The sequence below is a fragment of the Neobacillus sp. YX16 genome, assembly GCF_030123505.1.
In the GTDB taxonomy this organism is placed as follows: Bacteria; Bacillota; Bacilli; order Bacillales; family Cytobacillaceae; genus Neobacillus.
The window spans coordinates 2,586,174-2,598,438 of the sequence record NZ_CP126115.1 but is presented as its reverse complement, the minus strand read 5'-3'; the positions used below and the strand labels follow the sequence as shown (position 1 = coordinate 2,598,438).

General features: G+C 39.2%; 13 protein-coding genes. 1 reads left to right on the top strand and 12 read right to left on the bottom strand.

The window, feature by feature from the left end; all coding sequences use genetic code 11:
• Positions 1 to 54 precede the first annotated feature (54 nt).
• The 12 genes from QNH48_RS12395 to QNH48_RS12340 form a co-directional block, all read right to left on the bottom strand.
• Complete coding sequence (locus QNH48_RS12395) at positions 55 to 762, bottom strand: ABC transporter ATP-binding protein (RefSeq protein ID WP_283955172.1); 708 nt, start codon at positions 760 to 762, stop codon at positions 55 to 57.
• Positions 755 to 1,522 carry an ABC transporter ATP-binding protein gene (locus QNH48_RS12390; RefSeq protein ID WP_481858470.1) on the bottom strand — a complete coding sequence of 256 codons (768 nt, stop codon included), beginning with the start codon at positions 1,520 to 1,522 and terminating at the stop codon, positions 755 to 757. The genes QNH48_RS12395 and QNH48_RS12390 overlap by 8 nt, the downstream gene beginning before the upstream one ends.
• Positions 1,523 to 1,524: 2 nt before the next feature.
• Positions 1,525 to 2,526 carry a branched-chain amino acid ABC transporter permease gene (locus tag QNH48_RS12385; RefSeq protein ID WP_283955171.1) on the bottom strand — a complete coding sequence of 334 codons (1,002 nt, stop codon included), beginning with the start codon at positions 2,524 to 2,526 and terminating at the stop codon, positions 1,525 to 1,527.
• Positions 2,526 to 3,389, bottom strand: coding sequence for a branched-chain amino acid ABC transporter permease (locus QNH48_RS12380; RefSeq protein ID WP_283955170.1), 864 nt, complete (start codon positions 3,387 to 3,389; stop codon positions 2,526 to 2,528). The genes QNH48_RS12385 and QNH48_RS12380 overlap by 1 nt, the downstream gene beginning before the upstream one ends.
• A gap of 146 nt (positions 3,390 to 3,535) precedes the next feature.
• Positions 3,536 to 4,705, bottom strand: coding sequence for a thiolase family protein (locus QNH48_RS12375; protein ID WP_283955169.1), 1,170 nt, complete (start codon positions 4,703 to 4,705; stop codon positions 3,536 to 3,538).
• A 35-nt stretch (positions 4,706 to 4,740) separates the two neighbouring features.
• Positions 4,741 to 5,514 (bottom strand): SDR family oxidoreductase, encoded by a 774-nt coding sequence (locus tag QNH48_RS12370; protein WP_283955168.1) that lies wholly within the window; start codon positions 5,512 to 5,514, stop codon positions 4,741 to 4,743.
• Between the two features lie 248 nt (positions 5,515 to 5,762).
• Positions 5,763 to 6,671, bottom strand: a complete 909-nt coding sequence (locus QNH48_RS12365; protein ID WP_283955167.1) for a ketopantoate reductase family protein — start codon at positions 6,669 to 6,671, stop codon at positions 5,763 to 5,765.
• A gap of 67 nt (positions 6,672 to 6,738) precedes the next feature.
• Complete coding sequence (locus QNH48_RS12360; protein ID WP_283955166.1) at positions 6,739 to 7,506, bottom strand: class II aldolase/adducin family protein; 768 nt, start codon at positions 7,504 to 7,506, stop codon at positions 6,739 to 6,741.
• Between the two features lie 85 nt (positions 7,507 to 7,591).
• Positions 7,592 to 7,993 carry a MaoC/PaaZ C-terminal domain-containing protein gene (locus QNH48_RS12355; protein WP_283955165.1) on the bottom strand — a complete coding sequence of 134 codons (402 nt, stop codon included), beginning with the start codon at positions 7,991 to 7,993 and terminating at the stop codon, positions 7,592 to 7,594.
• The gene (locus tag QNH48_RS12350; RefSeq protein WP_283955164.1) at positions 7,990 to 8,439 is read right to left on the bottom strand and encodes a MaoC family dehydratase N-terminal domain-containing protein; all 450 of its coding nucleotides are present in this window, start codon (positions 8,437 to 8,439) and stop codon (positions 7,990 to 7,992) included. The genes QNH48_RS12355 and QNH48_RS12350 overlap by 4 nt, the downstream gene beginning before the upstream one ends.
• A gap of 24 nt (positions 8,440 to 8,463) precedes the next feature.
• Positions 8,464 to 9,228 carry a 3-oxoacyl-ACP reductase FabG gene (gene fabG, locus QNH48_RS12345; protein WP_283955163.1) on the bottom strand — a complete coding sequence of 255 codons (765 nt, stop codon included), beginning with the start codon at positions 9,226 to 9,228 and terminating at the stop codon, positions 8,464 to 8,466.
• 75 nt (positions 9,229 to 9,303) lie between these two features.
• Positions 9,304 to 10,482, bottom strand: a complete 1,179-nt coding sequence (locus tag QNH48_RS12340) for an acyl-CoA dehydrogenase family protein (protein ID WP_283955162.1) — start codon at positions 10,480 to 10,482, stop codon at positions 9,304 to 9,306.
• A 418-nt stretch (positions 10,483 to 10,900) separates the two neighbouring features.
• Here QNH48_RS12340 and QNH48_RS12335 point away from each other — a divergent pair, with 418 nt between their 5' ends.
• Positions 10,901 to 12,190, top strand: a complete 1,290-nt coding sequence (locus tag QNH48_RS12335; protein WP_283955161.1) for an ATP-binding protein — start codon at positions 10,901 to 10,903, stop codon at positions 12,188 to 12,190.
• The last annotated feature ends 75 nt before the right edge of the window (positions 12,191 to 12,265 follow it).

The following is a 12,265-nucleotide window of genomic DNA, read 5'->3' as shown; positions in this document are numbered from 1 at the left end:
TCAGTCGCAAAACATGGTGAATGTGAACATCACCCCCTTAGATGACCTACAATTCTAAGCTCCTATGTACGCCTTCCTAACCTCATCATTTGCAAATAACTCTTCTGAAGATCCTTGAAGGACAATAGAGCCATTTTCATAAACATAGCCTTTATCTGCTATTTTTAAGGCTGCGTTGGCATTTTGTTCAGCCAACAGTATCGTTGTCCCCTCCCGATTTATTTGCTGAATGACCTCAAACATTTGCTCCACAATTAACGGAGCAAGTCCTACTGACGGTTCATCAAGCAGCATCAGCTTTGGTTTTGACATTAGAGCCCTGCCGATAGCTAACATTTGCTGCTGTCCACCACTTAAGGATCCGGCAGCATCGTCATTCTTATCACGGAGAATAGGAAATAGTTCATACACATGCTCCAAGGATTTTTTTATTTCGTCTTTCTTCCTTCTATGAACAAAAGCCCCCATCTTCAGGTTTTCCTGAACCGTCATTGCCGGGAAAAGCTTCCTTCCCTCCGGACATTGCCCAATCCCTAATTGAACAATTCTATCGGCTGAAACCTTGTTTAAGGATTTACCTTCAAAAAAAACCTCACCTTTTGAAGGCTTAGATAAACCGCTGATTGTTCGAAAGGTGGTGCTTTTGCCTGCACCATTTGAACCTAATAAAACAACAATTTCTCCTTCACTTACTTCGATATTTATGTCATGAACAGCTGTAAAGCCTCCATATTTGACAGAGATATTTTTCAAACTAAGCAATTGCACTACCTCCCAGATAAGCCTTTATCACCGCTTCATTATTCTGAATTTCTGCTGGTTTACCCTCAGCAATCTTTTCACCATAATTCAACACCATAATTTTGTCTGCCAACTTCATAATCATTTGCATTTTGTGCTCAATTAGACAAACTGTGACTCCTTTATCTGCCATCTTTCTTATTAAATCTGCCAAGCCTTCTGTTTCATCAGGGTTGACTCCGGCAGCTGGTTCATCTAGAAAAACAATTTCGGGATTAGTCGCCAGTGCAAGCGCAAATGCTGTCCTTTTTTTCTCTTCTTGTGTTAAGCCTGCAACCGGTTTATGCGCTGCCTTTTGCAAATCAACAAATTCAATAACCTCCAATGCTTTATCACGACAAAGGGCTTCCTCCGTTTTAAGCCGTTTTGTACGGAAAATCGCATCGAACAAATTAGACTTTGTCCGTAATCGATGACCGACAATAATATTATCTAAAACCGTTGATTGCTCGAATAGATTGGTAGTTTGGAAGGTTCTTGCCACCCCCAGCTGAGCTATTTTATTAGCAGGTATATGGGTAACATCCTGTCCTTTAAAGATAACCTGTCCTGAGCTTGGAGGATGAAAGCCGCTGATTAAGTTAAAAAAGGTAGACTTCCCAGCACCATTTGGACCAATAATGGCATTTATCTTTCCTTGCTCAATCACAAAGTCAACATTGTTAACAGCCACTAAACCACCAAAATTTTTAGTTAACTTCTTCGTTTCTAGAAATATCATGCTTACCCCTCCTTTACTTGTTCTTCTGGCAGGTTCGCTGCTTGGATGTTTGATTTATGAACCTGTCCTCTGCGCTTCTGACCAAAGGCAGCCACTGCCCCAACAATTCCCCGAGGATAAAAAATAATCAACAGTGTTAACACCGGTCCGAAAACGAGCATCCGGTAATCCTGTAAAAACTGAAGACGCTGTGAAAGGACGACGATTAGCAGCGTACCAACAATGGGACCGCTTAGAGTGCCAATCCCGCCTACAAGTAAATAGGTAAGAAAATCAAACACAATAGCAATCGATCCAATATCAGGTCCAATAAAACGGACAAATGAAGCATAAAGAGCCCCTGATAAACCTGCAATAACCGTTGAAATAACAAAGACCGTTAATTTATTTTTCATCGTGGAAATCCCAATCGTCTGTGCCAAATCTTCACTATTGCGTATGGCGATATAGGTCCTGCCTGATAGGGAGTGAACGATTCGATACATGATAAGAACAACTAGTAGAAGGAAAAACAATACTAAATAATAATGAGAATGAAGTGTCTCAAAAGAAAGAGGTCCGATGTTTGCTGGTGCTGGAATACCAATTAATCCACGTACACCCTCTGTTAGGCTGTCCCATTTATCAATAACAAGATAAATAATGTAGCCAACACAAAGTGTGTAAATTGCAAAAAAATGCTCCTTCGTTCTTAGTGAGATAAGACCTGCAAAGAACCCTAATACACCAGTAATGACGAGTGATAAAAAAAGAGCCGGCCAGAAATTCATTTCTGCTTTAGCGGTTAACAACCCAAGAGAATAGGCACCTATGGCAAAGAAACCAGCATGTGCCAAGGATAGGTAGCCGGTAAAACCTGCTAGAAGATTTAGTCCATAAACACCAATCATCCAAATAAAGGAAAGTGTCATAATATGAATGAAATAGTCGTTCTTGCTTATTAAAGGAAAGACGATGGCAAAAAGTATGAGTACGAGAATAACAATTTTTTGAATCTTCGACATTAGTGGCCCCCCTTTGAGAAAAGACCAGTTGGCTTAACTGATAGAATAATGACAAGGAGTACAAAGGCTATAATGTCCTTGTATTCATTGGATATATAGGTTGCCCCTAAGCTTTCAGTAAACCCTAAAATATAGCCGCCTAAAATTGCTCCAGGAACACTTCCCATCCCACCAAGAATAATGATGACAAAAGCTTTTAAAATAACAAGATGTCCCATTCCTGGAAATACTAGATTAATTGGCGCGCTCAAGGAAGCCGCTATTGCCGCTAAACCACCAGAAATCATGAAGGTAAGCATGGCAACTTTATTTGTGTTAATTCCAACAAGGTTTGCTCCTTCACGGTTTTGTGACATGGCAATAATCGTTGAACCAGTAAAGGTTTTTTTCAAGAATAATGTTAAAAGAATCATGACGACAATTGCGGCAATGACAATAAGCAAGCGCTGCATCGTGAAGGTTAATCCAAAGATTTCAACAACCTGTCCATACGGAGTTGGCATGCTTTGATATTCTGCTCCCCAGACAAATTGAGCAAATGCTTCCAAGAATAAGAGAATACCAATGGCAGCGATCTTATCATGAATGGGTGGTGCCTCTCTGAGAGGATGAAAAACAAACCTTTCCATTAGAACGCCTATTAGTCCAACCACCAAAATAGATATAAAAATTGCTAGCCAATAGTGAAATCCGTATTTAGTCATCATGGTTAACGTTATGTAGCCACCCATCATGTATAATGCACCATGTGCAAAATTTGGAATGTGAAGGATTCCATAAACTAGCGTTAATCCTAAAGCCACTAGACTGTAAACGCTTCCAATTGTTAACCCATTAAACAATTGCTGAATCAATATCTCCATATTTCCCTCCTAATTTCACACGATGATACCATTGGAGCCAATCCTCGCTCCAATGGTTCCCTAATTACTTAACCATACTTCCTCCTTTCTTCAGTCCTTCTTCTTGAAGTTCACGCCAGAGTATTTTGCCTCTGCTTCACTCTGCTTTACTCTTTTTCAATTATGGCAGCAATTCCCTGACCGCCGCCAATACAAGCCGTAATGAGGGCATATCTTCCATTCGTTCGTTTTAGTTCATAAACAGCTTTCGTTACCAAAATAGCACCTGTAGCACCAAGCGGATGTCCGTGTGCAATTGCGCCGCCGTTTACATTTACTTTTTCTAAATCCATGTTAAGCTCACGATTACAAGCAAGAACCTGTGCCGCAAAGGCTTCATTGATTTCAATCAAATCAATCTCTTCTAATGTTAACCCGGACTTCTCCATTACCTTTTTCACGGCTGGAACTGGTCCAATTCCCATAATATTCGGGTCAACACCCGCTACTGCATAGGAGCGAATAACTGCTAAAGGGGTTAGATTGAATTCTTCCGCTTTTTCTCTCGACATAATGACGAGAGCGGCGGCAGCATCATTTAATCCAGAACTATTTCCAGCTGTTACAGTTCCATCTTTTAAAAAGGAAGGCTGAAGCTTCGACAATGCCTCAAGGGTTGTTTGCGGACGTGGATGTTCATCCTTCTTAAATACTAGTGGCTCACCCTTTTTTACCGGTATTGTAATTGGAACGATTTGTTCATCAAAGCGCCCCTCTTCCATTGCCACACTCATTCTTTGTTGACTCTGAAAGGCAAATTCGTCTTGTTCTTCTCTCGTAATCTTATATTTTTCTACGAGATTCTCAGCTGTGATTCCCATTGGAGGATCTCCAATTTCCTTTGGTGAAAGCTGTGATTTTCTAAAGCTAGGGGGTGAAGCACTGTATGGCCTTTCAGGACGATCCATCAAATACGGCGCCCGGCTCATACTCTCTGTACCACCAGCAATATAAATATCCCCATCGCCTGCTCGAATGGCTTGAGCTGCTAGATTGATTGCATTAATACCCGACCCGCATTGGCGGTCGACCGTTATACCTGGCAGATTCAACGATAATCCTGTCTGCAAAGCTGTTAATCTAGCAATATTTCCTCCACCTGATAAAACATTTCCGATTAGGACATCATCAATCATTTCAGGGTCAATATTTGCACGCTTTATTGCTTCTTTTATCACCTCTGCACCTAGAACATGTGCTGGTATTGCAGCAAGGGCACCACCCTGCCTGCCAATAGCTGTTCTAACCGCTGAAACGATTACAGCATCTCTTTTCATCTAACTTCACCCCTTGGCTCTATTTGATTTCCAATCTACATTGCGTGGGCGCCGCCATCCACAACTATAATGTCCCCTGTAATAAAATTAGAAGCTGGTGCCGCTAGGAATAAAGCAACTCCTTTTAAGTCAGTATCTGATCCGAACTTACGTAATGGAGTCCCTTCTAGAATTCCTTCGCTGCCATTCTCAAGCAGCCCTTTTGACATTTTCGTAGGGAAAAAACCTGGTGCAATTGCATTTACATAGATTCCGTGTGGTCCCCATTTAACCGCTAAATCCTTTGTAAAAGTAATGACCGCCCCTTTAGAGGTATTGTAGCCAATGGTATTCATATATTTTGGGTTACTGCCTTTGAGACCAGCCACAGAGGCAATATTAATGATTTTTCCAGACTTTTGCTCGAGCATGGCTTTGCCCACACTCTGTGACATGAGAAAGGTACCGGTTACATTGACGTCCATTACCTTTTTCCATGCATCTAGCGGCATTTCTTCTACCAGTGCTCCCCAGGTAGCACCACTATTATTTACGAGGATGTCAATCCTCCCAAACCTTTCCAGAGTGGTTTCGACCACCTTCTTTACATCTTCTGGATTGGTTACATCACATTTTAATGCAAGGCTATCTACACCCATTTTCTTTAACCCTTCACTGACTTCCTGACACGCTTCGTACTTTCTTGAACAAACCACAACACTGGCACCAGCTTCTGCATATCCCTCTGCAATTTGTTGACCAAGCCCCCTGCCTCCGCCTGTAACAATCGCAACTTTTCCTGTTAAATCAAATAATTCCTTCACATGCATCGACGTTTCCTCCCATTGACATATATTATCTATCTATATGAATTTTCTACATACTAACTAGTTGGTATGTTGCTAAGGACATAATATACAAAATATTTATAATATTCAATATCTATTTTTTCACCAAATTTCTCGTTAGTATTTTACAATCATATTATTTTTAAAAATCTGCTTATTCTGGTTGGAGCAAGCAGTATAAGTCTTAATTTTTTCTATATTAATCTATCTTTATTGAATTTTTTCCTTTTCTATGATTTTTCGTAAAAAGATAAAATGTGATAAATGGTTTCAAGGACAGGAGTATCTACCTTCACCTGTTTCCCTTTTTTTACAATATAACCACAGATAGATTCTAGCTCCATCCTCTTACCGCCAAGTCTATCCTGAAGCATAGATGTATGATGATTCCGTGCCATATGTCCCTGAGCCATGATTTGTTCAAAATATTTATCCTCAATAGTAAATCCAAGTTTTCTTGCTACAGCAATTCCCTCTCTACAGATATTAGTAGCAATTTGATTTAATCCTTTATCATCATAAATTGCACCTATCGGTGATTCTATCAAAGCTGTAAGTGGGTTGAAGGTAACATTCCAAATAAGTTTTTTCCACTTCATTTCTAAAATTTTGCTCGAGGTATTCGTTACAATGCTTGCGGAATTAAATAACGAGGAGAATTCATTTACTTTTTCTTTCAAACTATAATCTAGTGCGCCAATGATTAGTCTAGGGGACGCGCCAATTTGAGTCACAACCCCTGGTTCTTTTACACCAGCCTGAATATAGGTAGCTGCTGAAAGAATTCTATTTTCTCCAAATTCAGCTGAAAGAATTTCTTCATTATCCACTCCATTTTGCAGGGTAAGGATGAAACATTCTTCTTTTAATATCGGCTTTAACTTTTTAGCTACTTCATTTGTTGCTGTTGATTTAACACAAAACAAAAGCAAATCAACATCAGAAAAGGCTTTATATTGATCAGTAAATGTCTCATTGATAGTAAACTTCTCTACTTCACTATCTATTGTTAATCCTTTTTCTCTTAAGGTTTTCAGGTTATTGCCTCGTGCTAAGAAGACAACTTCATTTCCGGCTTTACATAATAATCCGCCTATATAACCGCCTATAGCACCAGTACCTGCTATACCAATCCTCATGTATATTCCTCCGGGAGGTATATATTTCTCTGAAAAGACCAAATTACGACTCATCAGAGAGCAATCATCAAGCTAATAAATCAGGCTGCTCTTTCACAATCCGATTCCATAATGGCTGAAATTGGAACCAGCCTGCATCTGTTGTACCAACAGTTTCATATGTGAAAGCTGCATTTTCATCATCAATTTCAACAGGGGTGCCAACCGCTTCAGCGAGCAATTGAGCTTGGCAGGAACGCTCCATAGTTATAAACCACCAGGCTGCTTCATCCACCGACTTTCCTACGGTTAGCAACCCATGATTTCTCAAAATACAAGCCTTGCGATTTCCAAGAGCCTTACCAATCCGTTTCCCTTCCTCCGTATCTAAAACAACACCTGTAAAATCATTAAATAAAGAATGATCATTGTAAAAGGCACACGCATCCTGTGTAATCGGATCAAGAAGGCGTCCTAAAGATGACCACGACTTCCCATAAACAGAATGGGCATGCGCAGCAGCTATTACATCCGGCCTTGCAGCATGGATCTGGGAATGAATTGCAAACGCAGCCCGGTTAACAGGAAAATTACCTTCCACTACAGTCCCTTCATGATTGCAAAGGATTAAATCTGATGCCTTTATTTGGCTAAAATGCATCCCAAATGGATTCACCCAAAAATGATCCATCCTCTCTGGGTCACGTGCAGTTATATGGCCAGCAACGCCTTCGTCAAATCCAAATTTAGAAAATAAACGAAATGCTGCCGCTAATTTTTGTTTCAAGTGATTTCTCTCTTCTTCCCTGGTTGGAAATACTGGCGGGGCATAGCTTAGTGTCATTTTTGTGGTCATAAAGGGTTCTCCTCCTTTAATTACAAAACATAGTAATAAACCCAGCCTCAAGCATGAATCTCTCTTTTAGCCGGGTTATTAATCTTTAATATTGGGTAAACAAAATCTCACCTTTTAAAACTTCATTCCCATTTTGGTTTACAGCCTGAACATGGAAACGAAGGTTGGGTTCATCTACTTCCTTCAAGGTAGCTTTCAGTGTAATCACATCATTTAAAAAGACCATTCCTTTAAAACGGATGGAATAATCCTTGACGAATCCCTCTTCAAAATATCGTGTAAAAAGCTTTGCAAGATTACCCATCGTCCACATACCATGTGCGATTATTCCTGGTAATCCAGCCTTTTTTGCTTCCTCATCAATGGTATGAATCGGATTAAAATCTCCAGATGCACCTGCATATTTAATCAAATCGATTCTTGAGACAGGCTCTAACTGAATTTCTTTTACTGATTCACCAACTAGTAACTGTGTAAGAGTACTCATTTTGTAAGCACCTTCCTCACTGCTTCAGTAATAACCACTGTCGAGGTTGAACTAAAAATAGTATTACCAGCTAAATCTTCACCAAAGCTTTCTAGGACAAGAAAACCCATTTCACCAAAATTACCTTTTTTCTCAAAGTATTTTTTTACTTCGGAGTAACATACAATCTCTTCACCAACCAATAACGGCCGTTCGTAATGAAAAGTCTGTTCCCCGTGGATTAAGCCTTTATTGGGAAGATTTAATCCCTCAATTACTCCATAGTCAAACGTCCTCGGAAATGTTGGCGGAGCAATATTGTTTCGAAATCTTGAATTTCTCCCTGTTTCTTCTTCAAAATAGATAGGGTGAATATCTCCGATGGCTTCCGCAAATTTCTTCACCGCTCCTCTTTCCACTACGTTTTTTACTTTCGTGGAACGTTTCCCAACTTGATCACTGAACAATTTATCCTCGCCTCACTTTAGTTTTTAATTTTTCGGTCCGCCAGCAACATAAATTACCTGACCATTAACAAAGGAAGATTTTTCATCGGCAAAGAATGCCACCGCATTGGCAATATCTTCAGGCTTTCCACTTCTTCCAACAGGGATATTGGCTACACTCGCTTGAATTAATTGCTCAAATGGAACTCCGATTCTATCCGCCGTTTCCTTCGTCATTTCCGTTTCAATAAACCCAGGTGCAACAGAGTTTGAAGTAATACCATATCTTCCTAGCTCAATCGCAAGTGTTTTTGTGAATCCCTGTAATCCTGCTTTTGCGGCTGCGTAATTTGCCTGACCTCGATTGCCAAGAGCGGAGGTGGATGAAATATTTATGATTCGTCCATATTTATTTTCAACCATATACTTTTGAGCTGCACGTGCAGCATTAAAAGATCCTTTTAAGTGAACATCCATGACCATTTGCCAGTCAGTGTCTGTCATTTTAAATAAAAGATTATCACGAATAACGCCTGCATTATTTACTAGAATATCAATCGAGCCAAGTGCATCATACGCCTCTTTAAAGGCACTTTCTACTTGCTCGGCATCAACTACGTTTGCGACCTTTGAAAAAACTTCAAAACCTTTTTCTCTTAGTTCACTCGTTGTTTCTACTAATGCCTCTTCATTTAAATCAATAAACGCTACCTTCGCGCCTTCCTCGGCAAAACGTTCAACGATTCCTTTCCCAATCCCCCTGCTTCCTCCTGTTACAAACGCCACTCTTCCAGTAAATCTACCTGCCATTTCTATTTCCTCCCAAACTTATCATTTTCACAATCTTGAATTCTAGCAATTAATAGATAACGCTTACAAATAATATTATACGTATTGACCAACCTTAACATGTCCCTTAATCAAATTCCTAGCAATAATCATTCGCTGAATTTCATCGGTTCCATCGTAAATTCTCCAAAGTCTTGCTTCACGGTACCAGCGCTCGATTGGCAGTTCTCTTGTATAGCCCATTCCCCCATGGATTTGAAGCACACGGTCTACCACTTTGTTTCCCATATTCGCACCATAAAGCTTTGCCATTGAAGCTAAGTGACGATTATCCTCACCGTTATCAAGTGTGAAGGCCGCATTTAAAACCAACCATTTAGCTGCTTCAATTTCTACTGCTGAATCAGCAATTTGCCATTGAATCGCTTGTCTTTCTGCAATCGGTTTTCCAAAGGTAATCCTCTCTTTTGAATAGTCAATCGCCATCTGTAATAGTCTCTCTGCTGCACCTACCGCTCTTGCGCCGACAACCCATCTAGCAAAACCAATCCATTCTAATCCAAGATTATAGCCCTTGTGTAACTCACCAAGAATATTCTCTTCCGGAACTCGAACATTTTCGAATACTAGGCCGGCTGGACCCCATTCACCCATCGTATGTATATACTCTGATTTCCAGCCCATATCCCTGTCAACAATAAAGCAGGTAACTCCTTCTCGCCCTTGAGTAGATTGGTGCAGATTTTTATCTGTAATCGCAATCGCCATAACAAAATCCGCTTCATTCCCACCGGTTATAAACGTCTTCTCCCCATTTAACACCCAGTCACTGCCGTCTTTTACAGCTGTCATCTTGATGTTTCTCGTATCAGAACCAGCACCAGGCTCTGTCATGGCAAAGCATGACTTTTTCTCGCCATTAATGGTAGGCAGTAGGTATTTTTTCTTTTGTTCTTCGTTCCCATAATAAAGGATGTTATCTGCAGAACCACCAAAGCTAAATGGAACGAACGTTTTGGAAACCTCCATTAATACAATCGCCATCATCATTTGCCCTAAATCAGCTCCACCATACTCTTCAGGTGTATTAATACCCCAGAAACCTGCTTCCTTTGCTTTTAATTGAAGCTCCTTTAGTACTTCTTTAGAAAGGCTTGGTTTCCCTTCCCTTTCATTTCGCAATACCTCATTTTCTAGTGGAATCAATTCTTTTTCTACAAATCTTCTAATTGTCTTTTGGACCATTTTTTGTTCATCTGTCAGACGTAAATGCATACCTTTCACTCCATCCTTATTAGTAGAATTTAGTCATAAAACCCGTAAATAATATTATGCAGACAGAACCGGATGCATACCTACCGGTTGGTATGTAACTCTAATTTTATTCTGAACTTTCAGATAAAACAAGTTTTTTTATTTATATTTACTATTTTCTCTTTTTCAAAATTTGACATAACCCAAGAAAGAAGCAGCAAGTTAGGATAGTAACCTTGCTGCTTACATTTAAAATGTCCATAAAAAAGGGGTCCATATCGGTAACACACTTTATAATAAAGTCGTTACCAATTTGTAACCTTTTTTGATTTCCAGTTTTCAGATGTTCCATATTTCTACAGTTTCTAGTACTATATACTATGTGACTATATTTTTTTTGATTTTCTAAAACTTTTCTTTCCCAGAACAGGAGAATTACATGAAGAAAATGAAATTGGTATTCCTGTACCTAATATCAAGCTTTATATGGATATACGCAAGTAATTTTGTAATAACACATTTTATTCCCTCCTCCCTCGATTATTATGTTGAAAGAGGAAAAGAGATTTTCTATATTATAGTAACAGGTGCAATCTTTTATTTTTTAATCCTAAATAAAGAAGAGCTAAATTCCACTAAAGAACAAGAAAAACGTTTATCAACCCTTATTAATTCAATGGTGGATTTTGTAAACTTTAAAGATGGGGAAGGTCGTTGGATTCAGTCAAATGATTTTGGATTGAAATTATTTCAACTGGAGAATGTCGACTATCGTGGGAAAAAGGACTCTGAATTAGCACAATATACCGATTTTTATGCGGAGGCTCTTCTAAACTGTGAAATATCGGATGAAGAAACGTGGGAAAGAGGGACTATTACTCGCTGCGAAGAAGTTGTACAGTTGCCTGATGGATCGTCCAAAATCTTCGATACTATTAAAGTCCCGCTGTTCCATGAAAATGGAAGCAGGGAAGGATTAGTAATCATTGGCCGAGATATTACTACTTTAAGACAAACAGAAGAACGTCATAACAGAACTGAGAAACTATCGGTAGTTGGCGAGCTCTCTGCTAGTGTCGCCCACGAAATTAGGAATCCACTCACCTCTTTAAAAGGTTTTGTACAATTATTGCAAATGGAAGATGATAAGCACCAAGATTATTACCAAATTATGCTTGATGAATTAAATCGAATTAACCATATTGTTGGTGAACTCTTACTATTAGCCAAACCTCAACATATACAATATACAAAGTTAGCTATTCAAAAAATACTGAAAGATGTCATTTCATTGTTGGGTGTTGAAGCGACACTTTATAATGTTCAAATAGAGTACAATTTTCCGAAAGAGGATCTTATACTAGAATGTGAACCAAACCAGCTAAAGCAATTGTTTATCAATCTAATAAAAAACTCGATTGAAGCATCAAAAAATGGTGGAACCATTTGGATTAGTCTTGAACAAATCGAAAATAACCAAGTTTCTATTGCAGTTAAAGATAATGGTTGTGGCATTTCAAAAGAGAGATTGGAAAAGATCGGGGAGCCCTTCTATTCATCAAAAGAAAAAGGTACAGGCCTAGGATTAACCGTCAGCTATAAAATAGTTCAATCTCACAAAGGAACCATTCATTTCGACAGTGAAATTGATTTTGGAACCACTGTCGATATTATCCTGCCAATTGAACAAAATTCATCGCTTACAACCGATCTTCCAAACGTAAGATAAAAAAAATCCTTTACCATTGGTAAAGGATTTTTTTATGCGGATTGTTTTCCTGAATTTACTCTATGTGTATTCTTT